The 25,337-nt window shown below is 72.5% G+C and carries 21 protein-coding genes; 7 read left to right on the forward strand and 14 right to left on the reverse strand.

Going from position 1 to position 25,337, the window contains the following annotated elements:
- Positions 1-14 precede the first annotated feature (14 nt).
- On the forward strand, positions 15-1,463 hold the full coding sequence (gene proS, locus ACFPCY_RS26330) for a proline--tRNA ligase (RefSeq protein ID WP_378259510.1): 1,449 nt from the start codon (positions 15-17) through the stop codon (positions 1,461-1,463).
- A 124-nt stretch (positions 1,464-1,587) separates the two neighbouring features.
- Here the strand turns inward: proS and ACFPCY_RS26335 are convergent, their stop codons facing one another.
- The 5 genes from ACFPCY_RS26335 to ACFPCY_RS26355 form a co-directional block, all read right to left on the reverse strand.
- A complete protein-coding gene (locus tag ACFPCY_RS26335; RefSeq protein ID WP_378259511.1) occupies positions 1,588-3,615 on the reverse strand; it encodes a SpoIIE family protein phosphatase in 2,028 nt (675 codons plus the stop codon).
- A gap of 537 nt (positions 3,616-4,152) precedes the next feature.
- Entirely contained in the window at positions 4,153-4,887 is a 735-nt protein-coding gene (locus tag ACFPCY_RS26340) for an ANTAR domain-containing protein (RefSeq protein WP_378259512.1), read from the reverse strand.
- Positions 4,888-4,931: 44 nt separating this feature from the next.
- Positions 4,932-5,345: a CBS domain-containing protein gene (locus ACFPCY_RS26345; RefSeq protein WP_378259513.1), complete on the reverse strand. Its 414-nt coding sequence runs from the start codon at positions 5,343-5,345 to the stop codon at positions 4,932-4,934.
- Between the two features lie 180 nt (positions 5,346-5,525).
- Positions 5,526-5,927: an SSI family serine proteinase inhibitor gene (locus tag ACFPCY_RS26350; protein ID WP_378259514.1), complete on the reverse strand. Its 402-nt coding sequence runs from the start codon at positions 5,925-5,927 to the stop codon at positions 5,526-5,528.
- 269 nt (positions 5,928-6,196) lie between these two features.
- Complete coding sequence (locus tag ACFPCY_RS26355; RefSeq protein ID WP_378259515.1) at positions 6,197-6,799, reverse strand: sigma-70 family RNA polymerase sigma factor; 603 nt, start codon at positions 6,797-6,799, stop codon at positions 6,197-6,199.
- A gap of 934 nt (positions 6,800-7,733) precedes the next feature.
- Here ACFPCY_RS26355 and ACFPCY_RS26360 point away from each other — a divergent pair.
- Together ACFPCY_RS26360 and ACFPCY_RS26365 are read left to right on the forward strand one after the other, a co-directional pair.
- Positions 7,734-8,615: a hypothetical protein gene (locus ACFPCY_RS26360; RefSeq protein ID WP_378259516.1), complete on the forward strand. Its 882-nt coding sequence runs from the start codon at positions 7,734-7,736 to the stop codon at positions 8,613-8,615.
- Between the two features lie 1,631 nt (positions 8,616-10,246).
- Complete coding sequence (locus ACFPCY_RS26365) at positions 10,247-11,116, forward strand: hypothetical protein (protein ID WP_378259517.1); 870 nt, start codon at positions 10,247-10,249, stop codon at positions 11,114-11,116.
- Between the two features lie 330 nt (positions 11,117-11,446).
- Here the strand turns inward: ACFPCY_RS26365 and ACFPCY_RS26370 are convergent, their stop codons facing one another.
- Positions 11,447-12,352 (reverse strand): hypothetical protein, encoded by a 906-nt coding sequence (locus ACFPCY_RS26370; RefSeq protein WP_378259518.1) that lies wholly within the window; start codon positions 12,350-12,352, stop codon positions 11,447-11,449.
- A gap of 415 nt (positions 12,353-12,767) precedes the next feature.
- Between ACFPCY_RS26370 and ACFPCY_RS26375 the strand changes: the two genes are divergently transcribed.
- Positions 12,768-13,589, forward strand: a complete 822-nt coding sequence (locus tag ACFPCY_RS26375) for a GNAT family N-acetyltransferase (protein WP_378259519.1) — start codon at positions 12,768-12,770, stop codon at positions 13,587-13,589.
- Between the two features lie 419 nt (positions 13,590-14,008).
- Here ACFPCY_RS26375 and ACFPCY_RS26380 read toward each other — a convergent pair whose 3' ends face one another.
- The 5 genes from ACFPCY_RS26380 to ACFPCY_RS26400 form a co-directional block, all read right to left on the reverse strand.
- Positions 14,009-15,757, reverse strand: a complete 1,749-nt coding sequence (locus ACFPCY_RS26380) for a sporulation protein (protein ID WP_378259520.1) — start codon at positions 15,755-15,757, stop codon at positions 14,009-14,011.
- Positions 15,758-15,842: 85 nt separating this feature from the next.
- The gene (locus ACFPCY_RS26385) at positions 15,843-17,198 is read right to left on the reverse strand and encodes a M16 family metallopeptidase (RefSeq protein WP_378259521.1); all 1,356 of its coding nucleotides are present in this window, start codon (positions 17,196-17,198) and stop codon (positions 15,843-15,845) included.
- Entirely contained in the window at positions 17,195-18,454 is a 1,260-nt protein-coding gene (locus ACFPCY_RS26390) for a M16 family metallopeptidase (protein ID WP_378259522.1), read from the reverse strand. Before ACFPCY_RS26390 ends, ACFPCY_RS26385 begins: the two co-directional genes overlap by 4 nt.
- A 209-nt stretch (positions 18,455-18,663) precedes the next feature.
- Positions 18,664-19,041: an STAS domain-containing protein gene (locus ACFPCY_RS26395; protein ID WP_378259523.1), complete on the reverse strand. Its 378-nt coding sequence runs from the start codon at positions 19,039-19,041 to the stop codon at positions 18,664-18,666.
- A gap of 74 nt (positions 19,042-19,115) precedes the next feature.
- Entirely contained in the window at positions 19,116-19,697 is a 582-nt protein-coding gene (locus ACFPCY_RS26400; protein WP_378259524.1) for an ATP-binding protein, read from the reverse strand.
- Positions 19,698-20,116: 419 nt separating this feature from the next.
- Here ACFPCY_RS26400 and ACFPCY_RS26405 point away from each other — a divergent pair, with 419 nt between their 5' ends.
- Both ACFPCY_RS26405 and ACFPCY_RS26410 read left to right on the forward strand, forming a co-directional pair.
- A complete protein-coding gene (locus ACFPCY_RS26405) occupies positions 20,117-20,938 on the forward strand; it encodes a helix-turn-helix domain-containing protein (RefSeq protein WP_378259884.1) in 822 nt (273 codons plus the stop codon).
- Positions 20,939-21,012: 74 nt separating this feature from the next.
- Positions 21,013-21,240 (forward strand): DUF397 domain-containing protein, encoded by a 228-nt coding sequence (locus ACFPCY_RS26410; RefSeq protein WP_465251238.1) that lies wholly within the window; start codon positions 21,013-21,015, stop codon positions 21,238-21,240.
- Positions 21,241-21,324: 84 nt separating this feature from the next.
- On the opposite strand, the gene ACFPCY_RS26415 is transcribed toward ACFPCY_RS26410, so the two are convergent.
- Both ACFPCY_RS26415 and ACFPCY_RS26420 read right to left on the reverse strand, forming a co-directional pair.
- Entirely contained in the window at positions 21,325-23,226 is a 1,902-nt protein-coding gene (locus ACFPCY_RS26415; RefSeq protein WP_378259526.1) for a serine/threonine protein kinase, read from the reverse strand.
- Between the two features lie 119 nt (positions 23,227-23,345).
- On the reverse strand, positions 23,346-23,525 hold the full coding sequence (locus ACFPCY_RS26420) for a hypothetical protein (RefSeq protein ID WP_378259527.1): 180 nt from the start codon (positions 23,523-23,525) through the stop codon (positions 23,346-23,348).
- A 174-nt stretch (positions 23,526-23,699) separates the two neighbouring features.
- Between ACFPCY_RS26420 and ACFPCY_RS26425 the strand changes: the two genes are divergently transcribed.
- Positions 23,700-24,851 carry a flagellar basal body-associated FliL family protein gene (locus ACFPCY_RS26425; RefSeq protein ID WP_378259528.1) on the forward strand — a complete coding sequence of 384 codons (1,152 nt, stop codon included), beginning with the start codon at positions 23,700-23,702 and terminating at the stop codon, positions 24,849-24,851.
- Positions 24,852-24,863: 12 nt separating this feature from the next.
- On the opposite strand, the gene ACFPCY_RS26430 is transcribed toward ACFPCY_RS26425, so the two are convergent.
- Entirely contained in the window at positions 24,864-25,298 is a 435-nt protein-coding gene (locus ACFPCY_RS26430; protein WP_378259529.1) for a hypothetical protein, read from the reverse strand.
- Positions 25,299-25,337 lie beyond the last annotated feature (39 nt).

Here is a 25,337-nt window from a genome sequence, read left to right on the forward strand (position 1 = left end):
AGTACCCTGGGGGCGTGAGTCGAGAAGGTGTGACGCCGCAGAGCGAGGATTTCTCCGCCTGGTACAACGAGCTCGTCGTCCGGGCGCAGCTCGTGGACCGTGGCCCGGTGCGCGGCACGATGGTCATCCGCCCGTACGGGTACCGGGTATGGGAGCTCCTCCAGGCGGACCTGGACCGCCGGATCAAGGAGGCCGGGCACGACAACGCGGTCTTCCCGCTGTTCATCCCGGAGTCCTACCTCAAGCGCGAGGCCGAGCACGTCGAGGGGTTCTCGCCGGAGCTCGCGGTCGTCACCATCGCGGGCGGCAAGCAGCTGGAGGAGCCGCTCGTCGTGCGGCCCACCTCCGAGACGGTCATCGGCGAGTACATGGCCAAGTGGATCGACTCCCACCGGGACCTTCCGCTGCTGCTCAACCAGTGGGCGAACGTCGTCCGCTGGGAGATGCGCCCCCGCATGTTCCTGCGCACCACCGAGTTCCTCTGGCAGGAGGGGCACACCGCGCACATCGACGAGACCGACGCCATGCGCGAGACCATGTGGGCCCTGGACGCCTACGCCTCGGTCGCGCGCGAGCTCGCCGCGATGCCCGTCGTCGCCGGCGAGAAGACCCCCGGCGAGCGGTTCGCCGGCGCCGTCCGGACCTACACGATCGAGGGCATGATGCGGGACGGCCGCGCCCTCCAGGCCGGCACCTCGCACTACCTCGGCACCAACTTCGCCAAGGCGTTCGAGATCCAGTACCAGGACGAGGACGGCAGGCTCACCCTCGCCCACACCACGTCCTGGGGCATGTCCACCCGCATGATCGGCGGCGTGATCATGACCCACGGCGACGACAAGGGCCTGGTGCTGCCGCCGCGGCTCGCGCCCTACCAGGTCGTGATCGTCCCGATCGGGCGCAAGGAGCAGGGCGAGCGGGCCGCCGCCGAGGCCCGCCGGCTCGCCGGCGCGATCAAGGCCACGGGCATCCGCGTGCACGTCGACGACAACCGCCCGCAGCTCTCGCCCGGCTTCAAGTTCAACGAGTGGGAGATGCGCGGCGTGCCCGTCCGCATCGAGCTCGGCCTGCGCGACATCGAGAACGGCGTCGCCACCCTCGCCCGCCGCCTGCCCGCCGTGGAGGGCCAGGGCAAGGAGCAGATCCCGCTGGAGAAGGTGCCCGAGCTGCTGCCCGGCATCCTCGCCGACTTCCAGTCCTTCCTGCTCGCCCGCGCCGAGGCGTTCCGCGAGGAGCACACCGCGACGGTCGACACCTGGGACGCGTTCGCCGCCCAGGTCGCCGAGGGCTGGGCCCGCGCCTTCCACTGCGGGCGCGCCGAGTGCGAGGACGACATCAAGGCCGACACCGCCGCCACCCCGCGCGTCATCCCCATGGACGCCCCGGAGGAGACCGGCGCCTGCGTCAAGTGCGGCCAGCCGTCCGCGTACGGCAAGCGCGTCATCTTCGGCCGCGCCTACTGAGCGACCCGCGGCGCGGCTTCGACGCGCACTCGATCAATTGCGCGTTCGATCGGACGGGCCGGAGCGACACTGTCGCCCCGGCCCGTCCGGTTTTGCCTCTCGCTCCCGCCCGCCGGTCAGCGGGTCAGTTGAGGGACGGCGGCAGGACGCGGAGGGCCAGCATCGACACGTCGTCCCGCAGGTCGCCGTCGCAGAAGTCGAGCAGCGAGCGCTCGACCGCGCTGAGCATCTCGTCCACCGGCTCCACGGCGTGCGCGGCCAGCGTCTCCAGCAGCCGGGCCTGCCCGTACTGGCGGCGGCCGACGTCGCACGCCTCCAGGACGCCGTCGGAGTGCAGGACGAGCGTGTCGCCCGGCGCGAGGTCGAGCGTGTCGAGCCCGGCCTCGAAATCCTCGAACAGGCCGAGCGGCACGCCGCCCCGGGACGCCGTCCTGATCACGCCGTCCGCGCGGACCACGATCGCCGGGGGATGCCCCGCGATGCCGAGCGTCACCCGGACGCCCTCGCCCCGCGGCGTGATCCCCGCGAGGACGGCCGTGACGAACCGGTCCTCGGTCAGCAGCGCCTCGTTGACCGCGGCCAGCACCTCCGCCGGATGCGTCCGCCACCGCGACACCAGCCGGACGCCGTGCCGGGCCGTCGCCGTCACCGCCGCCGCGTCCTCGCCCTTCCCGCACACGTCGCCGAGGACCAGGCCCCAGCCGTCCTTGGTGCGGAACGCGTCGTAGAAGTCGCCGCCGACCTCCGTGCCGTGCGTCGCCGAGGTGTACCGGGCGGCCAGCTCGACGCCCTCGATCTCCGGCAGGGTCCGCGGCAGCAGGCTCGCCTGGAGCGTCGCCGCGACCTCGGCCCGCCGCCGGTACAGCCGCGCCGCCCGGACGACCAGCCCCAGGTACCGTCCGATGCGCTGGCAGACCGACAGGTCCAGCAGCGAGAACGGGCCGTGCTCGCCGCTGCCGCCGAGCGTGATCGTGCCGATCGTCGCGTCGCCGTCGGTCACCGGCACGCACAGCACCGACGTCGCGCCGATCAGGCTCAGCACGGGCTGCCCGTCCGGGCACGTCCCGAGCAGGTCCGGCTCGTCGGCGTGCGCCCGCAGCGCGCTCTGGCCGCTCTCGAAGACCGTCCAGGGCAGCGTGCCGGGGGCCGGGTCCACCTCCGAGAACCGCCGCGCCGCCTCCTCGGCGGCCTCGTCCTCCGGGCCCATGACGACGTACCGCAGCGGGTCGGCGTCGCCGTTCCGCGCCGTCCCCGGCTGCCCGCCGCCCTCGGCCTTCCGCTGCGGGACCAGGTCGATGAACACCCACTCGGCCAGCTCCGTCGCCAGCAGCCGCGCGCACCGCCGCACCGCGACGGTCTCGTTGAACACCGGCTCGTCGAGCAGCATCTCGGTGACGGCCCCGAGCACGTCCATCCGGTGGACCAGCGAGGCGATCGCCTCGTCCCCGGAGGTGTCCACCCCGACCGTCGTCGACACGCCGGACGACTTCGCGGACGCCTCGGCGGCCCTGGCCGCCTGCACGCGCGCCGTCGAGGCCGCCTCGACCTCCCGCTCGGCGGCAGGCTCCGAGGTCGCCGAGAACCGGATCGGCGTGGTGGCCGGCCCGGCGACCGCGACGACCATCGGATCGGGCTCGCCGCGGATCCACACCCGCGCCAGCGTGACGATCGCGTCCACCGGCCGCTCACCGCCGAGGAACCGGACCGGCACGCGGCAGCGCCGCCCCGTCCGGATCACGGCCGCGAGCTGCGACCGCAAAGGCGCGCGCGTGGCCAGGTCGCAGAACGCCGTGAACTGCTTGCCCGACACGTACCCGGTGGACGTGCCGAGCAGCTCGGCCGCCTGCCGGTTCACCCGCCGGACGCCGCCGTCCCGGTCGAGCAGGAACAGCGGGACCGGCGCGTCGGTGAAGACCGTCTTCAGGACGCGCCGCTCGTCCTCGGTCGCGGCGGACCGTCCGGGCGCGCCGCTCTGCTCCCCGCCGATCGTCCGCAGCGCCGCGAGCGCCAGCTCCAGCTCGACCATCGCCGCGTCGAGCGTCGCCCGCGCGTCCGCGTCCGGGAGCCCGGCGGACCGCCGCAGCTCCTCGATCCGCTCCTCCAGGCCCGCGACCTCGCGCAGCACGCTTTCGGGGTCGAGCTGCTCGGGCATCGAACCCCTCCTGTCCTCGACGACGCACGCTCTGATCGGCCGTGCACCGGCCGACCGCCGGCACGGCCCTCCGGCCGACCTTCGCAGCCTATTCCCGGAATGGCCCTCGCTGTACGGAGACGGCCCTCCCGCCCCCGAACATCACCACCGGCCCCACCCATCCCAATACCCCCACGGGGCCCCGCGCTCAACCTCCGCGCACCCGGCACCCCGCTCTCCACCAGCCCATGCACCCCTTCCTACCCACCCCCACCCCCTCCAACGTGATCATCACCTCACCGCCACGCCCTCCGTCCCCCGGCCTTCCACCCGCCCCGCTTCCGTGCCACCGGCCGGGGGCTCGGCCGCCGCGAACGACTGCGATGTCGATCACTGATCCCCGTCCGCCCGGACGAGGTCATGCGCGCATGCGAAGAGGCGGAGAGGACGGCCGGGGCGCGGGCTATGGGAAGGGGCTTCCCATAGCCCGGCGGTGGCTGCGGGTTCGTTGAGGGTGGCGGAGGGCTGGTGTGGTGCTGCGGGAGTCTGTCTGGCGGGTCAGGAGACGCCGCGGCCGCCGACTATGCGCTGGGCCAGGGCGGTCAGCTTGAGGTGGCGGGTCTGGGAGATGCGGCGCATCTCGGCGAACGCCTGGTCGGCGTCGCAGCCGAGGGCGTGCATCAGGATGCCCTTGGCCTGGTCGACGACGGCGCGGGACTCCACGGCCTCCCTCAGCTGGGCGGCCGTGCGGTGGACCTCGTCGTACTGGAGGGTGTTGGACACGGCGGCGCTGCCCTGGGCCGCGAGGAGCGCGGCCAGGGCGTGCTGGCCCGGCGCCAGGGCGCCCGGTGTGACGCCGTACAGGGTCAGCGTCACCAGCACCGGCGAGGTGTGGTCGTGCGGCGTCGTGCTGAAGCACCGGACGCCGCGCCGGAGCATGTCCGACGTGGCCTCCGACCAGCGAGTCTCGGCGAGGACGTCGTCCGCGGCGAGCGGACGCCGGGTCGCGACGACGTCGAAGACCGGACCCTTTCCACGGGCGAGCTGGCGGTCGGTGATCTCGGCGAGATCGGGATGGCTCGCGGCGTGCGCGAGCGGTTCGGGAGCCTCGCCGGGGGAGCTCTCGTCCGGCATGGCCCAGCGCACGCCGGAGGCTCCGGCGCACCCGGGGATCGCCTGCGCGGCGAGTTCGGCGACGCGGCTGAGCGTCCCCACATCGGAGGATTCTCCGACCATGCCGAGGCGGGCGATCTCCACGGCGAGCCGGTCGGTCAGGACGGTGGTGGCTGGCACCCTCCCGACGGTATCCCCTCGCCACTACTGACGCGCCGGCCGACCTAAACGTTGGGGGGCGCCCGCCAGATCTCCTCCAGCGTCGGAGCGGTCAGCCCGTCGTTGATCGCGAGGTCGCCGAGCGACACGACCCCCACCGGACGCCGCGACTCGTCCACGACGGGCAGCCGCCGGACGGCCCGCTCCCGCATCAGCCGGACGGCGGTGGCGGTGTCGTCGTCCGGCCGGACGGTCGCCAGGTCGGCGGTGCAGACCTCCCCGAGCGAGATGATGCGGGGGTCCCGGTCCTCGGCGAGGGCGCGCACCACGATGTCCCGGTCGGTGACCATGCCGCAGAGGCGTCCGGCCACGGTGACCAGGACACCGCCGATGTCCTCGTCCCGCATCAGCCGGGCCGCCTCGTGCAGGGTGGCGTCGCGGGGAAGGGACCGCGGACGCGCCGTCATCACGTCGCTCACCCGAGGTATTCCAGAAGACATCGCCGGTACCTCCCGTTCGCGCGCATGCCCCGTCACGTCGCGAGCGCGCCCTACCCAGCGATCCGCCGGATATGCCGAACGGCCCGGACGGATCCTCCGGGCCGTTCACGCCGTCCGATGGGTCGGCTCAGAACGCGAACTTCCTTCCAGCACGACGGCTCAGAACGCGAAGACGCTTCCAGTACGCGCGTGCATGAGGCAGTCGTTGCCGTACTCCCGCCGGAAGCTGACGGCCCGGTCGTGCCAGCGTCCGACGGCCCGGGCGATCACCGGCCGGTAGATCATCGGGCAGATCCCCTCCGCCGGATCATGATCGACCGCCCCGTGGTGGGCCCTCAGGTCGGCGCACGCGCGCGCCGCTTGCGGATGCGACCCGCCGGCCGGGTCACACGACAGGACGACCGTCCGCGTGCCGGAGAGGGTGTTCGCCGGATAGGACACCGTCAACCGCAGGCTCGTCGATCCGGCGAACCCTCCATCGTCGGCGCTCGCCTCCGCGGGCGCCGCGGCCAGCCCGGCGGCGAGCGCTCCCACGAGAACACCAGAGATCAGGTACTTCACAACCACTCCCCACGATCGCAGAAGAACCGTCGCCTAATGTATCCATTCGGCTACCCAGCGTGGGTGCGATTTCGGAAGGTTCTCCAGGGCCCCGAAGACAGCCCATTTCCACCCGCCCCAACCAGACACCCGCCACGCCGCGACCCCCACGCCGCAGCCAGCCACCGGGCTGTTCGGGGTTGGGGCGCCACGGCGTTCCTGTCGCGGAGACGGAACGAGGGTGCGACCTCGGTGGTCGCACCCTCGGGGGGCGGGGGAGCCGGGAGGGCTCAGGCGGCGAGCTCATGGGTGACGCGCGCGGGGTGGTCGGCGAGGGCCTCGCGGAGCTGCTTGCGGCCGCGGTGCAGGCGGGACATCACGGTGCCGATGGGGGTGCCCATCATGGCCGCGATCTCCTTGTAGGCGTAGCCCTCGACGTCCGCGAGGTAGACGGCGTCCCGGAAGTCCTGCGGGAGGGAGCGCAGGGCGGTGACGACGCGCTGGTCGGGGATGCGGTCCAGGGCTTCGGACTCGGCGGACCGGAAGCCCTCCGAGTGCGCCTCGGCCTGGGCGATCTGCCACTCCTCCAGCTCCTCGGAGCCCGCGCGCTGCGGCTCGCGCTGCTTCTTGCGGTAGGTGTTGATGAAGTTGTTGGTCAGGATGCGGTGCAGCCACGCCTTGAGGTTCGTGCCCTCCTGGAACTGGTGGAAGTTCACGTATGCCTTGGCGAGCGTCTCCTGCACGAGGTCCTCGGCGTCGGCGCTGTTGCGGGTCATCCGGACGGCGCTCGCGTAGAGCGGGTCGACGAGCGGAAGCACGTCGCGCTCGTAGCGGTCGACGTTGTGGCGGAAGGTGTCGTCCATTGGGCGGACAGCCGTGGTCGCAGCGGTCATCGTCGCTCCCCGAGGGTTGAGGGCCTGGTGGGCCGGCGGTGGACGCGCGGTCGGCGCGTCGAGTTCGGGCGGACGTGCCGCCCCCCGTTTCTTTCGTACGTGCCACCGTCCCGATGGGTTCGGCGCGTACTCACGACGACCGGCGCGGAGGAGCCGGAGGGGCTCGTGCGCGCGGGCGGCGTCTCCCTGAAGGATGAGTGTTCGCGCCGGGCGGGGTCTCGGCCACGCTTGGGAGGTGGGCCGAGGGAGGGATGGAACCGGATCGGCTTCGCCAGGGCGACCCCGGGTCACGGGACGTCGCGGGCCTTGCCGGATCGAGCCATCACCTCGTCGGTGGCGTTCTCACAAAGTAGGACGCTTGGGACGGTCCAAAAGGTTGCGTGGCGTCAGTCACATTGCCGCCCAAGTGTCCCGTTCCACTTCCGGCGCACGGTATAGAGCGCGCCACGTGAGTGCAACCGATTTTCGGCGACCTTCATGAGGGTGAGTGAACGCTCACCGACCGCGACCTGTCGGCAAGGCCGGGCAGTCGGGCTCGCTCGCTCCCATGCTTGCGGTGAAGCTCGCTCGGGTCTCCGTGTGGTGAATGAACACTCACCTCAACGGGTGAGTGAGTGCTCACCCACCGCGAGTGAATGCTCACTCGCTGTCGGCGGGGCGCGTGGGCGGCTCGTCGGCGCGACGCAGTTGAAGTCGATGGGGGAGGGCCGAGGTGCTGGGCGGCGTCCTTGAGGGGACGGCGCGTGGTGGGGGACTGGAGCCGCGAGGGCGCGGAGTGGGCGCCGCAGACGCTGAGGGACAGGTGGGGACGGTCGGTAGGAAATTGTCCCTTTTGCGACAGATCGTTTTCCGGAGACGCTCCGCGTCCGATCTGTAGTGTCGGTCGGGTGGACGCCGGGCTCCGCCGAGCCGGCGTCGTCGGGGAGTGGGCGCTTTGGGAGAGAGTCTGACGCTGCCGGTTCCGGAGAACCTGCATGCGACCTATGCCGTGGCCCTCGCCGCGCCGCCCGCCGATCCGCGGGAGCTGGCCCGGGCGCAGGTCGCCCGGCTCGTCCGTCCGCCGCTCCGCGATCTCGTCCTCGGGATGCTGGCCAGTCCGCTGCTGACCCTCGACATGCGTCCGGCGGGCGAGTTCCCGCCGCTCCCGCTGGACCTGCTCGCCGCGTACGGCGCGTCCCGGGCGGAGCTGGGCGCGGTGTCCGCCGCGTCCCACCTGCTGGCCGTCCACGCCGCGTACCGGCCGGGCTGGCCGCCCGCGCACGAATGGGCGGCGCGGGCCGTCGCCGGGGCGGTCGGAACGGCCCTGAGCATGCCGGTCGTGGACGGCTTCACGCCCGAGGTGCTCGGCCGGGACCGGCTGGAACGCTCCCTGCCCGGCCCGGACGGGATGATCCGGCTCACCGACTGGATCCTGCTCACGCACGACCGCGGGGCGCACGGCTTCTGGTTCGCGACGAACGGCCTGGCGCGTTTCGGCCTTCCCGAGCTCCAGACGGAGAACGTCCCGCCCCCGCTGGTCGAGGAGTGGGGGCGCCTTCTCAACGGTCTCGCGCGGCGCCTGCTCGACCTCTGGATCGAGCAGCTCCTCGCGGACGAGCTGCCCGTGTTCGTCGATCTTCCCGAGGTCGTCTCCGTCGGCCTCCAGGACGTCGCCGCAGCTCAGGGCATCGACGAGCCCATGCGCCGCGAGGTGTCCGTCCGGCTCCGCCTGGACGAGCCGGCGGGCGGCCCCCCCGCCGTCCTGTCCGTCCTCGCCGCCGACGACGGGCCCGACCGTCTCGAACATCTCTGTGCCGCGCTTTTCGGTCCGTCCTGAACCTGTGCCGCCACCACGCGTGGCCGCCGTCCGAGCGAGGAGAAGATGATCAGCGCAGAGCTTGCCGACGATCTTGTTCTCTGCACAGGATCGTGGACGTGAGATTCGGCCCACGCGACCATTCCGGCCCGCCCTCCGACGAGCCCGGCGATCACGAGCCCGTCCGGCCTCCGCGCGCCGACCCGCCCGTGCCCCGGCACCCGCGCCCCGTCCCACCGGCGCAGGTGCCCCACCCGGGGGACGTCCGAGTCGCAGGCGGCGCACCCCGCCGCCCCGCCGCCGAACAGCCGATAACCCCTCCCGCGCCGCCTCCCACTGAGGCAACGTGGGGAACCGATCCTGCGAGCTCGCCCGCGGAACAAGCGAACGTGAAGATGCCTCCGCCGTCGCCTCCGCCGCCCGACTGGACGCCGATCACGGCCAATCCAGCGACCGCCCAGGACAATCCGCATCCCGCCGCGGGGACTCCAGCCGAGCGCCACGCCGGACGCGCCGACCTCGACCCGTCAGCCGAGCCGTCGCCCGTCCCCACGGACGAGCCCTGGACCAGCGTGCGCAACTCAGACAGCGCAAGCCCGTCCACCACTCCGCAAGATCCACCGCCCAAGGACGATGCCGATCCCGCGCCCCAGACACATGCGGAGATACCCGTCCAACCGGACTTCCGGCCCCCAGCGGGCAGCGATGCTGGCGAGCCCTGGGAGCGCGTACCAAGGCCGGACGACGCAACCCCGTCGTCCCCCCGACGCGCCCTCTCACCTTCGGATGTCCACGAAGACGCCAGCGAAGGCAACCATCCAGGCGCGACCAACGCCACCCCGTCTCCTGCGGAAACGCAAGCCTCCCGGCAAAGCGCCTCGCCCCCCTCGCCGGACACCCAGAACCAAGACGACGAACTTTGGATGACCGTACGCAAGCCCGGCGTCACCGGACCATCTGCGACTCGCCGCGACGCGCCATCGGCCCCTGGCAAGGCGCCCACTCCGGACGCCGACCGGACATCGGCTACGGCGAGAGCCGCCCATGCGGAAGACCTGCCCCCGGACACGCAGCAGCACGTCCCAGAGACTCCGGCCGTTCCGGCTAGCGATCCCAGCGACGCCGAGGCCGCCTCCCCGCGCGCGCACGCCGAGCCGTCCGCCGATGACGTCCGCTTCAGCGAACGTCCCGTAGCCAACGAGCGACCTGGCGTTGTAGAGGAAGCGGCATCTCCGCCCAAGGATTCGCCGTCCCGCGCGGCGGCGAATCCGCCTTCGTTCGGTACCGACGCGCCCCCGGCAGGGTCGGCCGTCCCGGTATCTGAGACAGATGTGTGGACGCCGTCCCAGAGCGGAGGCCGCCACCGTTCACCCGAGCCTGCCGCCGGGCGCCCCGAGGGACAGCCGGGAGCACACCGCAACCTCGCCGAGGCGAACGGCCTCTCGGACCAGCCTCCAAGCGACCTTCCCGAAAGCCCTCTCACGGCTTCCGACTGGCCGAGCCGTCGACCGGAAGCTCTCGACGACCGTCCGAGCGGCACGGAGCCGTCCAGGACGAGGCCGGACGTCACCGCGCGCGACCGCGTCCCCAGCAGCCCGTCCCACCCTGGACGAGAGCCGCGCGCCAAGGCGCCTTCGCCCGGCTCGTCCGACATGTCCCGGCTGGACCCGCGAGCCCGCCGGGCCCTCGTCGACGAGTTCGTCGGCGACTTCGTAGGCGGACCCACCTGGCAAGCGCTCCTCGTCGTCCTTGAAGGGGCCTTCCCGGGCCACGGCGTCGCCGCGACCCTCGCCACCACCGCGGACGAGATCTGGCGCGAGATCGCCCCGCTGGACGAACGCGGAGCCATAACCCGCCTCGGCGTTCCCGCGTGGATGGGCCCGAACGGTCTGGAGGTCGATCTCAGCGCCCACCTCCATGCCACGCCCAAGCAGCCGGCCCGCCCTCGTGCGCGCGCGTCCCGGCCATACGCGAACGCGCTGGTCGTGGACACCGTCGATCCGCTCCGCTACCACCGTCCGGTCAGCGGCCCCAGCGCGCCGCACGATCGTTTGGACGAGCCCTACGACGACTTCGGAGCCGACCCGTTCGGCGATTCACCATCGTCCGCGTCCGACCTGCTCGGCGGCGCATCGTCCTTCGACTCCGGCCCGACGACGTTCGACACGCCCTTCGACCACCCCGACGAACACAACCGAGGCCGGACAAAGGACGACGAAGACGACACAGGCGTCGTGATCGTCGCCGATCTCACCGCCGCCGGAGTCCGCGTCCTGGACGCCCCGGCCCTCTGGCGCTACGCCTCGCGCGTCATCGCCGACACCCTCCGCGACCCGCGCCGTCCCGAAACCTGGCCCCGAGCCCGCCGCACCTTGCGTTCCCTCCGCCGGGTCGTCCTGGTCGATCCGCGGCTGGGCCTCGGCCTGTGCCTAGCCCTGGACGACCGCGGCGCACCCCGCTGCCTCCTGGCCTTCCGCATCGACCGCAAGGAAGCCACAACCCCCTGCTTCGTCCGCCCCTAACCCGCCTCGACCCCCGCCCGCACTGAAGTCACCCCAACCGCCAGCAGCCGGGACGATCCGCCGGATCATCCCGGCTCGCCCGAAGCCACTCACCCCTGGGTGGCACTCGGGGACGCCGCCCGGGGCCGGGCCAGTTCAGTTGCGGCAACGCAGTGAACTGCGGATCGCGATGAGCGTCGCCTGCTGACGTGTCAGCAGTAAGAGGGTGAAGGGGCGGCGCACCGCCGCTGGGCAGGACGCGACCGGGTGGGCGCACAACGCTGGGGCTGGTGGTCCGTTCCGACGCGTCGGCGGGACGCTTGCAGGAGGTCGGAGTGGGATCCCCGGCGGTCAGTCGTCGGTGCGGAGCCAGGTCAGGTCGCACTGCTGGTCGTCGGGAAGCTCGCGGATGCGGGCGGCGAGGTCCCGCGGTTCGTCCGAAGTCTCGGCGGACGAGTCGGCGTCCTCTGGGAGAAGGCCGCACAGCAGGGCGTCCAGCGTTCGCACGGCCGTGAAGGAGCCGTAGCGGACGAGCCCGCCGCCACGCAGGTGGGCGAGTTCGGTGAGCAGCGCCGTCAGGCCGGACGGGTCCTGCGGGTCGTACAGACCGCGGGCGTACGCGAACAGCTCCTCCGCGAGCGCTTCCGGGCGTCGTCCGGACAGGTAGTAGGACGTTCCCGAGAAACCGCCCTCGGCGGCCTGCGCGACGCGTTCGTCGCGGATGCGCACGCGCAGTCCGTATTCGGCGGCGCACCGCTCGAACGCCTCGGTGAGCAGGGCCTCGGCCTCGCCCTCCTCGCTCAGCACCAGTCCCGCGACCACGCCCTTCTCGGACGCCAGCCGGTCGAGCATCTCCTGATGGAGCCCCCGGACGTCCTGTTCGACGGCGTCCAGCGAGCGGGCGAGGGCGCGCTGCGCCTCGCGGTCGAGCTCCAGCTCGGCGAACCGCCCGGACAGCGTGCCGAGCTCCTTCTCGACGCGGTCCACCCGGTCGGTGAGCGCGTCGAGGTGCCCGGCCAGTTCGTGGGACGGTCCGTCGCCCGAGACGACGGCGGGCCGCGGTTCCGGCGACGCGGACTGGACGGAGCGATCCATATCGGCGCGAAGCGACTCCTGCCGCCGGGTGAGGTCGGCCACGCGGTCGCGCAGTTCGCGCAACTCCGCCTGGGCGCGGGGGAGCCGTTTGTCGGACGCCAGATACAGTTCACGCCCGGCGATCGCCAGGCACAGCAGCACCAGGATCACAGTGGTGGTCATACAGCTCCCTCGGGGGCGGGCACCGCACTCGACCCTAACCACCCACGGCCCGACTGACCTCTGCCGCGCCGCAACTCGTCCGATTCACACGCTCATTTCCCGATCTGTTCCGGTGCCCGCTACCCGGTTCGGACACGCCGAACCCTCGGATCCGGTCCGTCCCCCCCTTCGCTGATGTACTGATCGCCATGAACGGCCCTCGTCCGGACGACCCCGAAACTCGCCGATCCGCCCCGGCCACCGCCCGGCAGGACAGTCTCGATACGCCCCTGGGCGCACTCCAACCGCCTCCGGGACGGACGACCCCGGTACCCGCCGACGCGTCACGCCTGTCTTCCGGCAGGACGATCTTGGTGCCGGCGGGGAGGTCCCGACCGCATCGGTGGCGGATGACACTGGTGCGCCTCGGTGCGACGTGACCGCCTCCCGGCTGGACGGGCCGGATGACCGGCGGGACGGCCTCGCGGCGAGGATGGAACGGAACCTGGCCGAGCACGCTCGCCATCTGCACCGGCACGTCCCGCAGGCGTCCGTCACCGACTCCGGCGACCTTCTGATCGCCGATAGCGGCCTGGACGACGACACCTTCAACATCGTCGCCGCCGCGCGCTTCACCCCCGAGACCGCAGGACGGCGCATCGCGGAGATCATCAGCGAGGTCGCCGCGACGGGCCGACACTTCTCGTGGTGGGTGGGGCCCGCGTCCGAGCCCGCCGACCTCACGGCCCGCCTCGCCGCCGCCGGTCTCGCGCCGTCCGAGACCGAGACGGGGATGTGGCGAGACCTGACCGCGCCCTTGCCGCCCCAACCCGCCCTCGACCTGGACATCCGCGAGGTGAGGACGCCCGATCGGCTGGCCGACTACGCCCGCGTCCTGGCCGCCAACTGGGATCCGCCCGCGACCACCGTCCAGCAGTTCTACGCCCGCGCCGCACACGGCGCCCTCGCCCCCGACAGCCCCGCCCGGTACCTGGTCGGCTACCGGGACGGCCGCCCGGTCAGCTCCGCGGAGGTCTTTCTCTGCGCGGACGTCGCGGGCATCTACAACATCTCGACGCTGGAATCCGAACGCCGCCGCGGCTACGGCGGCGCCATCACCCTGGCCACCCTCCACCTCGCCCGCGACCACGGTTATCGAACCGCCGTGCTCCAAGCCTCCGCTGACGGCGAGCCCGTCTACCGCCGTCTCGGCTTCGTTCCCGAAGGCCGCTACACCGAATATGCGCTGAATCCCTGACGTCCCCCTTCCGCTCGTCCACGTCCCGGAACCGCTCGCGCAACGGAACCACAGCCACCGACCCCCGCCATCCGTGTCCCAAGACCACCGCGGCAGCAGCCGGTAGCTAAGGCCCCTGTTCAGTTGTCCGGACGCCTCCACTGCCATTGCTCATCCTCGGACGGCACCAGCCCGACCATCGCCGCCCGTCCTCGTCTGCCGCGCACACCCGCCGCCCCCACCCGCCGTGCGCACCCGCCGTGCGCACCCGCCGTGCGCACCCGCCGTGCGCACCCGCCGCGCTCGCTTGCCGCGCCCTTTTCTTGCCCTGCCCGCTTGCGCGCCGTCCGCCGTGCCCATCCGCCGCGCCTGCTCGCCGTGCCTGCTCGCCGTGGCCGCTCGGCGGCCGCGTTGCTCCCAGCGGGGTGGGGGCGCGTGGGTCAGCCGAAGAGGTCGAGGATGTCGAGGAAGGCGTCCGCGCCGTCCACCACGGCGTGACTCGCGGCGTGGACGGCTGCTTCGGCGACGATGCCGCCCGCGATGATCGCGCCGGCCGCCGCCACGTCCGCGCCCGGGTGGTGGTGGTAGTGCGGGTGGCCGCCGTGGTGGTACATCGGCGGGCCGTACATGGGTGGTGGGAACGGCGCGGCCGGGGGCGGTCCCGGATGCATCGCGGGCGCGGGAGGCGGAGGCATCGGGGCCGCGCCTGGTGGCGGCGGAAGCGGCGCACCTGGAGGAGGCCCCTGGTAGGGGGCTGGTGGCGCCCCTCCGCCGACAGGTGGTGCGGCGAGGGGCGGATACGGGGGCATGCCGGAGCCAGGAGGACCAGCGGCCGGACCGGGCGCAGACGCGCCGGGGTGGGAAAGTCCTCCGGGTGGCGGGCCTTGGGGGCCAGGGCCCGGGAAGGATGCGCCGTGAGGTGCCGCGCCGGGGAACGGGGCTCCCTGGGGTCCTGGGCCGGACGGCATGGGGGCGTTCGGGCCGGGCGGTCCGGCGGGGCCCATGGCGTTCGGGGACGGTTGCCCCGCGTATCCGGATGCTCCGGGGCCTCCCGGACCGGCCGGGGGAAGGCCGGGTGCGCCATGGGGCATACCCGGGCCGGGCTGCATGGGAGGCGAGCCGAACGGGGGCGCCGGCATGCCCGCGCCCGGAGGACCCGACGGCGACCCCTGGCCGATCGGGTGCGGCGGTACGCCGGGTGCTCCCGGACCCGGGCCGAAAGCCGGCCCACCGGGAACGCCCGGGCCGTTAGGAACGCCGGGACCGCCAGGGCCGCCCGGCCCTCCGGGGCCGAAGCCAGGCGCGCCGGGGCCGCCCACGCCGGGGCCGCTCACGCCAGGCGGGCCTGCGGGGGGCATGCCGTGGGCGGCGGGCGCGAAGCCGGGTGGGAGGCCGGGAGGGGCCGCGGGGCCAGGCATCCGCGCGCCCGGCGGGCCGGGGGTGTAATCCAGGGACGGCGGCAGCAGGACGGCGGATTCGAGCCACTCGGTGAGGCGGGCTGTCCAGTCGGTCTCGGCGGATTCGGGGTGCTCGACGATGAACGCGCCGAACGACTCGTCGTCGTAGGGGCCGGAGCGGCCGAGGGCGCGGAGCTTGAACCCCATCGTGGTGGGGCTGGCGATGAAGGTGAGCCCGACGCCGTCGAGTCGCTGGAACTGCGGCGGCGGGTTGAGCAGGATCTCCTGGTGGAACGGGAGCCGCTGGGACAGCCCCGGCACCTCGGAGGTCTCGAAGGCGACCGTGGTGATGGTGAAGCCCATGCGCGCGGCGGCCGCGAGCACCCACTGCTGGGAGCGGAGCGGCTCGACGGAGATCGGGTCGACGTCGCCCGGGTCGGGGCCGCCGCGGACGTCGACCTCGGTGCACAGGCCGAGGGTGAAGCCGGGCAGCTCGCGGCCGAGGACGGTGGTGAACGGCAGCTCGTAGGGCAGCGGGATGGAGAACGGGAGCGCCCGCTCCTCGCCGGGGCCGAGCGTGAACGAGCGGGTGAGCGCGCCGCGGTAGACCTCGGGGCCCGCGACGTCGCGGCCGTGCGGGTCGCGCATGCGGGGCATGAGCGCGATCGTGACGTGCCGGATGTCGGTGGGTGCGGCCCCGCCGCGCAGGTGGACGTGGCCCGCCGCGACCCCGCCGGGCGCGCAGCGCGGCTCGGCCAGGACGGTGTCCACCGCCGGTCCCCCGTATCCCACTGGACGATCTCCTCTCGTCATCGACAAGCGGCACACTACGCCCGGCACGCCCCGGCGGCCCAACGGCCGCCGGGGCTGTGGATAACTACTTCGAAGTCACGCTCACGCTCGCGTAACCGAGCTTCTCCAGGGGTTCCCGGATCTGCGACGCGTCGCCGACCGCGATGACGGTCAGGCGCTCGGTGTCGACGTGGCCCGTGTACGCGCGCGCGATCGACTCCGGCGTCGCGGCCCGGACGGCGGCCAGGTAGCGGGACGTGTAGTCCGCGCCCAGGCCGCTCGCGGACGCGTCGGCGAGTTCGGCGGCGACCGCGCGGGACGTCTCGTACTCGCCGGGCGCGCGGTCGGCCAGCGCGCTGATCGCGGCGGTGGCCTCGTCCGCCTCGACGCCGCGCTCGCCGATCGAGCGCAGCTGGGTCAGGGCGTCCGCGACGGCGTCGCCGGTGACCTCGGTGTGCACCGAGCCCTGCGTGACGAAGACGCCGCAGTACGGCATCCGCAGGATTCCCGTGCGGACGCCGTAGGTGTAGCCCTTCTCCTCGCGCAGCACGGCGTTCAGCCGGGACGTGAGGCCGCCGCCGAGGACGTGCGCGGCGACCGACAGCAGCGGCCAGTCCGGATCGGTCCGGTCCGGGACGCTGTGGCTGATGTTGAGGTACGTCTGCACGGAACCCGGACGGTCCACGATGACGATGCGCGGCTCGTTCACGGGCGCGATCGTGTCGGCCGTGGCGAGCCCCGGCCCGGACGACGTCCAGCCGGACAGGGCCTCGGCGAGCGTGGCGTCCACGTCGGTGCCCGCGATGTCGCCGGCGACGACGGCCGTGCCCTCGGCGGGGACGATCGAACCGAAGAACGAGCGCACCGCCTCGCCCGTCAGCCCCTCGACCGACGCGCGCGAACCACCGGTCGGCCGTGACGCGCGCGCCTCCGCGGGGAAGAGCACCGCGCGCAGTTCGCGCGCCGCGCGTGAGCCGGGGTCGGCGTCGTCCTGCGAGATCTCCTCCAGCCGCTCGTTCACCAGGCGACGGACGTCGGAGTCGGCGAGCGCGGGTCCACGCAGGACTGCCCCGAGGAGCTCCAGCGCGGGCGCGAGACGCGTGACGGGAGCGTCGAGAGCGATGCGCAGGGCCGTCAGGTCGGCCGACGCGTACAGGGACGCCCCAAGGCGCTCGAACGCGTTCGTCAGGGCCGTCCCGCCACCGGCCTCGGTGCCTTCCAGAAGCGCGCGTGCGGTCAGCGTGGCCACGCCGTCCTGTCCCGCGGCGTCGCGTCCCGCGCCCGCGTCGAGGACGAGCCGGACGGCGGCCAGGCGGCGGCCGGGCAGTTCGCAGCGCAGCGTGCCGGGGCCGGACGGCACCCGCCCGGACGTCGCGGCCGGGAACTCCCAGGCCGGGAACGGGCCGGGGACGGGGCGCTCGGCGAGCCTCACCTCAGTCACTTGGACGCACCTCCGTAGGTGAGCGCGGTGCGGGCGCCCGGCGCCAGCCAGCGGCCCGCCATCTGCTTGATCTGGTCGCCGGTGACGGCGGCCGCGCGCGCGGGCGCGGTGAAGACCCTGGACGGGTCGCCGAACTGGGTGGCGTTCTGGGAGAGCGCGTTGGCGAGCCCGGTGACGGTCTCGGTGCGCTCCAGGAAGCCGCGTTCGGCCTGCGCGGTCGCGCGCGCGGTCTCGTCGTCGGTCGGGCCCTCGGCCGCGAACCGGGCGAGCTCCTCGTCCAGCACCGCGGAGATCTTCTCCGGGTCCGGTCCGACCGCCTCGACCAGCGCGAGGGACGGCCCGTTCGCGAGCCGCGTGACGCCCGCCCACACCTCGGTGGCGATCTGGTCACGCCGGACCATCCGGTCGTACAGGCGCGATCCGGACCCGCCGCCGAGCACCTCGGCGGCCATCTCGGCGGCCTCGATGTCGTCGCCGCCGTCCGTCGGGAGCGTGAACATCGCGAAGTACGCGGGGGACGGCACGTCCTCGTCCACGGGCTCCCCCGTGACGCCGCTGAGCGGGCCCAGATCGCCCGGACGCGCCGCGGGGGTGGCCGGACCCGCCGGGATGCCCCCGAAGTACTTCTCGACGGCTCTCAGCGTCTCCTCGGGGTCGACGTCGCCGACGACGGACAGCACCGCGTTGTGCGGCGCGTACCAGGTGGCGAAGAAGTCCTTGCAGTCGTCCAGCGTGGTGGCGTCCAGGTCCTCCATGGACCCGATCGGCGTGTGCGCGTACGGGTGCCCCTCCGGGAACGTCAGGCGGCACAAGCGCTCGAAGGCCGTCCCGTAGGGCTGGTTGTCGTAACGCTGGCGGCGCTCGTTCTTGACGACGTCGCGCTGGTTGTCGAGGTTCGCCTGGGTGAGCGCGGCCGGGAGCGTCCCCATGCGGTCGGCCTCCAGCCACAGGGCGAGCTCCAGGTGGCTGACCGGGACGGTCTCGTAGTAGTTGGTGCGCTCGAAGGACGTGCTCGCGTTGAAGGACGCCCCGGCTGCTTCCAGCAGCGCGGCGTGCTCGCCTTCGGCGACGTTGCCCGAGCCCTGGAACATCAGGTGCTCGAAGAGGTGGGCCAGGCCCGTGCGGCCCGCGCGCTCGTGCCGCGAGCCCACGCCGTACCAGATGTTGACGGCGGCCAGCGGTACGACATGGTCCTCACAGACCACCACCCGCAGGCCATTGCCGAGCGTGTGCTCGTGCAGCGGCTGTTCGGCCACGAAGCGCTCCAGTCCGGTCGGTGGATCGGTTCCGGGGAAAGCGTCGCCGCCCGCCCGGCAGCGGTCTTGATCCCCTGATTCACCGTACCGGCTGGGGCTTCACCTCACGCCTAGCCGGACTGGTCGGTCGGCCGCCGTCGCGTAGGAGCGACCGACGAGAGTGGCCGAACGGAGCGACCGGACGGGAGTCGTCAGGCCACCGGAAGTGCTCACGGAGTGGAGCGGGACTCCTGGGACGACGCGGCGGCGTCGTAGGCGGCCAGGGCCTCGTCCAGGTCCTGGTGCAGGACGAAGATCTTGGTGAGCTGGGTGACGTGGAAGACGCGGCGGACGCGGTCGTTGACGCCCATGAACGACATGGAGCCGTCCCGCGCGCGCAGGCGGTGGTAGATGCCGACCAGGACGCCGAGCCCGGTGGAGTCGAGGAAGGTGACCTCGCCGAGGTCGACCACCAGGTGCAGGCCGCCGTTGTCGATGATGTCGAGCAGCATCTCGCGCAGGCGCGGGCTGGTGAACACGTCGATCTCGCCGCTGATCTTCACGACGGTGAGTTCCCGCACGGCCCTGTGCTCGACGGCGAATTCCACGAGTACTCCCTGTCAGCGCTCCGGATGGGTGGTTGTCCATACCCGGGGCGCGGCCGGTTATCCCCCGGGCAAAGTCAGGCGGTCTGGAACATCGCCCAGACGACCTTGCCGAACGGGAGGGACGACCAGCCCCAGCGGGAGCTGAACGACTCCACGAGGTGGAGTCCCCTGCCCGTTTCGGCGATGTAGTCGGGCTCCTTACGGCGCGGGCCGTCGGAGCTGGCGTCGAAGATTCCGCACAGCAGCCAGTCCGCGCGGTGCAGGAGGCGGAGCCGGATGGCGGTGGGCGCCGAGCAGAGCGGGTCGGAGGCGTCCCCGAACTCGTGGACGTCGCCGCGGTGCCCGTCCGGGCTCGTCCACCAGGAGCTGGTGCCGCCGCTGTGCCGCAGCGCGTTGGTGACCAGTTCCGAGACGACGAGGCCGACGTCGTCGCCGAGCGGCGCGAGCCCCCACTCGTCGAGGCGGGTGAGGGTGAAGTGCCGGGCCGCGGTGACCGACTCCGGGTCGGGCAGGACCGTGAAGGACACCGTGGCGCCGCACGGCAGCACCAGGTCGCGCAGCGCGTGGTCGAGGTGGGGCGGGAGGTCTGCGGCCTCCGGGACGCCTGTCGCGGGCCCGCCGGGGAACCCGGCGGGCGGCACGGTGGAGGCTGGCATGGCGGACGGCGCTGAGGACGCTGCGCGCGCGGCGGACTCGACCCTCCAGCGCGTGTCGTCGTGCGCGTGGCGTGACGTCATTCCCGGGACCCCGCAGAGTGATCTCGTTGTGCAGCCATGGCTCGGAAGTCTCGTGCGTTATCCTGCGCATCGTAGCGTGCGAATGCAAGAGCCAAATGCATCGGCCGATGCACGTGCATCTGACGTCTGCACGCTCCAGTACACCGCGCGGCAGACCGGATCGGAGGTACCCGGGAGACGGATTCCAAGGTCAACAGTCGAAAGGGGATCATGATCCCCGCGCCCCCCGGCGGATCCCGCCGGGCGATGGCACACTAGGTTCGCTGTCCGCCAGAACGGCCGGGAGGTTGGGCGTGGCTCCAGAGACGCCGGGTACCGGATCGACGGTCCGCCGCATCCTGCTCGGCTCACAGCTCCGTCGCCTGCGCGAGGCGAAGGGCGTGAGCCGCCAGGACGCGGGTTACGTCATCCGCGCGTCCGAGTCCAAGATCAGCCGACTGGAGCTGGGGCGGGTCAGCTTCAAGGAACGCGACGTCGAAGACCTGCTGACCCTGTACGGCGTGACCGACCCGCGCGAGCGCGAGGCTCTGCTGCAGCTCGCCCGGGACGCGAACACGCCCGGTTGGTGGCACCGCTACACCGACGTCCTGCCGAGCTGGTTCCAGACGTATGTCGGTCTGGAGGAGTCGGCGGCGCTCATCCGCACCTACGAGCTGCAGTTCGTTCCGGGGCTTCTGCAGTCGGAGGGCTACGCGCGGGCCATCATCCAGCAGGGCAACGCGGGCGCACCCGAAAGCGAGATCGAACAACGCGTGAGCCTGCGCCTGCAGCGCCAGGAACGGCTCACCGCTCCGGACGCGCCCCGCCTGTGGGCCGTCCTGGACGAGAGCGCGCTGAAGCGGCCGATCGGCGGCCCCGAGGTGATGCGCGGCCAGCTGGAGCACCTCATCGAGGTGTCGAAACTGCCGAACGTCACCATCCAGGTCATGCCGTTCAAGTTCGGCGCGCACGCCGCTGAGGGCGGCGCGTTCACCATCCTCCGGTTCCCCGAGCAGGACCTTCCGGACGTGGTGTACGTGGAGAGCCTCACCGGCGCGATGTACCTCGACAAGCGCGACGACGTCGACACGTACCTCCAGGCCATGGAACGTCTGTCCGTCGACAGTGCGACCCCGGAGCACACCGTCGAGCTTCTCGGTGATTTCCTCAGAGAGACATGATGCTCCCGACCGACGAGCCCCCGCTCCCGACCGGTGACGGTCGGCCCCACGCCGTCCCCTATCCGTACAACGGGATGCCCGCGACCAACCTGCGCGGCGCGCGCTGGCTGAAGTCGCGCCGTAGCAACTCCCAAGGCAACTGCGTCGAGATCGCGGAACTGCCCGGCGACCGTGTCGCCATGCGAAACTCACGCCATCCCGAGGGCCCGGCCCTCATCTACACCCGTCCGGAGATCGAGGCGCTCATCCTCGGCGCGAAGGACGGCGACTTCGACCACCTCATCACACCGTCCGACAACTGAGACCGCGCTGAGCGGCCCCCAGGGGCGACGGTGGTCCAGCCACGGTTGCCCTTTGGGAGCGGCTCAGCGCCCGCAAGGGAAGGCTCAGCCGCAGTTGCCCCAGGGAGCGGACGCTCCGTTCCCGCCGAACCGAACGCACTTCTTGGGCGCCTTCACATACACCGGGCCTGCGTACCACTGGAACGAGCCGGAGTCCGCGACCTGCGAACCTCCGGTGGCCTGGATCCACACCGAGACCGGCGTGTTACGGCCTACTCCACTGGTCTTCATCGTGACGGCGCAGTTGTAGCCGGAGCTGTTGTAGAGCAGGTAGGCCGTCCCACCCGAAGCGGGCATGGACCGCTGCACGTAGTACCCGCCGCCATGCCCGCCCGAGTCGCAGGCCTGCTGCGGCGTGAACTTGTTCGGCGGTTCCTGCCCGGAAGGCGAGTTGCCCCCGCCGCCGCCCGGCGATGAGCCGGGCTTCCCGTCACCGTCGGATCCGGGCTTCGGTGAGCTCTCCTTCGTCGGATTGCCAGAGGACGGCTTCGCACTGGGCTTTCCGCTAGGCGACGACGTCTTGCCACCCAGGTTGTTGGCGGAGCCTCCACCGGGACCGGCTGTGGGGTTGTTACCGTTCGCACCGTCGCCCTGAGCGACCGTCTTGTTCTTGTCGCCGTCGCCCCCGGAACGGGTCGCCGCCCATACCGCTCCGCCCGCCACCACGGTGAGCACTGCCGCTGCGGCGGCGATGGGGACGAGGAGCTTGCGTCGTCCCTTGCCGTCCTTGCCGTCGTTCCGGTTCGGCGGGCCACCGTTGGGGCCGCCGTTCCAGCCTCCGCCAGGCGGGACGTTCGGATTCGTGCGTCCGTCAGAGTTCCCTGGGACGCCCGGAGCGGCTGCGTTCCCCGGGAAGCTTTGAGCGGCTGCGTTCCCTGGGACGCCATGAGCGACTGGCCACTGCCCGTTAGCGGGATGGCCTGGGTTGGACGCGTTCCCGAGGCCGCCGGGGGGCGGCGTGGCGGCGCCGAACGGCGAAACTCCGTTGGCGTTGCTGTTATCCACAGGTGACGCGCCGGAGTTGCCGAGGTCGTGCGGGGCGGCAGGATGGTTGCCGGGGGTCGTCACGTCCTCGGGGGCCGGCCACACGGCGGGGGCCGGCGTGGGCACCGGGGTGATGCCGGTCGCCGCGCCGACCAGGCGTTCCTGCGCCTCCCGGGCGCCGGGGCGGCGGGCCGGGTCCTTGTCCAGGCAGGCCAGCACGATCGAGCGGAGGGGGTCGGGCAGGTCGCCGAGGTCGGGCTCCCCGGTCAGGATCCGGTGCATCACACCGGCCATCTCGTCGTTGCCGAAGGCGGGGCGGCCGTTGGCGGCGAAGGCCATCGTGGTGCCCCAGGCGAACATGTCGGCGGCGGGTCCGACCTCGCCGCCGGTGAAGTGCTCCGGCGACATGTACGCCGGGGTGCCGACGTTCTGCGTCTCGCCCGCCGCGCCGAGGGCGCGCGCGACGCCGAAGTCGATCACGCGCGGGCCGTCCGGCCCCATCATCACGTTGTGCGGCTTGAAGTCGCGGTGGACGATACCGGCCTGGTGGATGGCCAGAAGGGCGGTCAGGGTGCCGATCGCGAGACGTTCCAGAGCGCCGGCGGCGCGCGGGCCGTCCTCCAGGACGAGCCGGTGCAGCGACAGCCCCGGCACGTACTCGCTGACGATGTACGGGCGGTCGCCGGCCACGTCCGCGTCGAGCACCTGCGCGGTGCAGAACCGGGCGACCCGCTTGGCGACCTCCAGCTCCCGGACGAACCGGGCGCGTGCCGCCTCGTCCCCGGCCAGCCCGGTGTGCAGCAGCTTGATCGCGACCAGCTCGGCCGGTTCGGTCCGGCTCCGGCCGAGGAAGACCGAGCCCTGGCCGCCCTCGCCGAGCCGTCCGAGCACCTGGTACGCGCCGAGATCGCTGGGATCCCCGGCGCGCAGCGGATGGGCGTCGGGCATCGTCCTGTCCGTCACTCGGCTCGCTCCCGTCGCATGCGTTCCCGTGGGCTGGTCAGAAAATCCTAGTTTGTCCCACGTAGAGGTGAGGCCCCCGCGCGAAATCTCGCGCGAGGGCCTCGACGGAACCTGCGGTTTCAGGCGTTCTCGGTGGCCCGCTGGACGGGCCGGTGCGCACCGCGGCCCACCTGGGAGCCCGGCGGCGCCTCGGGGGCGTGGTGGCGTTCCAGCCGGGCCGCCACCGCGAGCGCCCGGAGCGAGCGGGTCCGCACGGTCTTGTTCTCGTCGTGACGAGGCTTCGGAATACTGCTCTGCACGGTGATCTCCTTCGGATCGAAGAGGGGTCACCCGCCGTGCGGGATCTTGTACGCGTGATAGTTGCAACCGCAAGATCCATCCGGGTATTCCAGCCGAGCGGCCGCTTCCCAAAAAAACTTTCGCACCGCTAACTTCATCGGGCCGGACGGAGCATGCGAACCGAAGGGAGAGCCGTGGAGCCTGATCCGGAACCGCTGCGCATCGCCGACCCGAGGCTGATGGGCGGCCTGACCCTGCTCGGCCGCCTCAGCTCGCACGGCGCGGGCACCGTCTTCCTCGGCGAGGACCACCGCCGCAACAGGGTCGTCGTCGGCGTCCCCTACCCGACCGCGGCCGCCGATCCGGGCGTCCGCGCCCGGTTCGCCTCCGCCGTCGGCGCGCTGGCCGAGAACCGGGAGATCGTCGCCTCCGCCACGGCCGTCCCGCCGATCTGGGTGGCCGTGCCCTACTCCGGAGGCGCGGTGCAGGAGATCCTCGGCGTCCTCGACACCACCGCGCTGTCGGCGTCCGCCCCGAGCCCGGCGCACGTGCCCGGCTTCGCCCCGCACTGGTCGCCCGAGCCGCACAACCCCCTGCCGGTCTCGGCTCCGCCGCCGCCCGGCCCGTCCCGCCTGCCGGTGGTCATCCCGCTCGTCGCCGTCGCGGCCGTCATCCTCGCCCTCGGCGGCGTCGCCTACTTCCTGCTCACCGGCGACGACGGCGCCTCGACCACGGCGGCCTCGCCCGCCCCGCCGGTCCCGACCGCGCCCTCGTCCGACACCCCTTCCGACACCCCGGCCGCGTCCCCGACGACCTCGGACGTCCCCAAACTCACCGCCACCGACGACAGGGCCCACGTCGCGGGCCCCACCTTCGGCAGCGGCGACAAGCTCTACTTCATGAAGCTGAACGGCTTCCCCTTCAACTTCAACGTCCCGGACGAATGGGGCTGCATGCGCAGCGACAAGCCCCCGTTCTCCGACCGCTGGATCTGCGCCCACGAGGGCAAGGGCTTCCCGCCGACCGGCGGCACCAGCGCCGGCGGCCTGGTCGCGATCCAGCCCTGCCCGTCCGGCTGCGGCCCCGCCCAGCGCGAGTCGGCCCGCAACACCATGGTCATCACCGCCAAGGACTGGCACGCCACCGACCCCACCACCCAGTACGCCGAGGAGGCCGGCACCAACGACAAGAACGAGAAGGTCGTCCGCGTCGCCATGAGCCACGTCTTCGCCTCCCGCCAAGGCGGCCCCGTCGACACCGCCGTCGCCGTCCAGCTCACCGGCCCCACCGCCGAGAAGGAGGACATGCAGAAAATCATCAACGAGATCCGCCGCCGCACCCCCTGACCTTGGGGAGGGCTAGCGGCGGCAGGTCCGGCACGCGTTCAGCGAGGCGATCACTTCGCGGGCCACGGCGAGCGCCCCCGCCCGGGCCGTCTCGGCGGGCAGCGGGATGACGTTCTGCTCCCCGGGCTTCCCGGCGGCGACGTCCTCGCCCCTGTAGGCGACCATGACCATCAGGTCGCGGTAGGCGGCGGTCAGTTCGACGACCTGAGTGTCCGTCGGCAGCGGCGGCCCCTGCACGATCCGGTACTCCTCGGTATACGCCTCGACACCCAGCCCGTCCGGCCCGTCCACCGGTCTGAAAGGGCCTTTGACAAGGCGGCTGTCCCTGGTCGGGGTGACGTCCGCGTAATGGCCGGACCGCATCTGCGCGTCCTGTCTCCGCAGGACGATCATGCGTTGCGCGCTGAGACCGCTCTGGTCGTTCGGATCGTCCAGTTTCAGCGTCACCGTGAGTTCCCTGGACTGCCTGCTCACGTCGGACTGACC

Origin of the sequence: Actinomadura gamaensis (genome assembly GCF_042652125.1) — a bacterium.
Lineage (GTDB): Bacteria > Actinomycetota > Actinomycetes > Streptosporangiales > Streptosporangiaceae > Spirillospora > Spirillospora gamaensis.

Coding starts and splice junctions, on each gene's coding strand:
- ACFPCY_RS26400 (WP_378259524.1), bottom strand. CDS start 19,697: ATGCCAGCCTCCACCGTGCCGCCCGCCGGGTTCCCCGGCGGGCCCGCG.
- ACFPCY_RS26355 (WP_378259515.1), bottom strand. CDS start 6,799: ATGACCGCTGCGACCACGGCTGTCCGCCCAATGGACGACACCTTCCGC.
- ACFPCY_RS26370 (WP_378259518.1), bottom strand. CDS start 12,352: ATGACCACCACTGTGATCCTGGTGCTGCTGTGCCTGGCGATCGCCGGG.
- ACFPCY_RS26410 (WP_465251238.1), top strand. CDS start 21,013: ATGCCCGCGACCAACCTGCGCGGCGCGCGCTGGCTGAAGTCGCGCCGT.
- ACFPCY_RS26335 (WP_378259511.1), bottom strand. CDS start 3,615: ATGCCCGAGCAGCTCGACCCCGAAAGCGTGCTGCGCGAGGTCGCGGGC.
- ACFPCY_RS26365 (WP_378259517.1), top strand. CDS start 10,247: ATGTCCCGGCTGGACCCGCGAGCCCGCCGGGCCCTCGTCGACGAGTTC.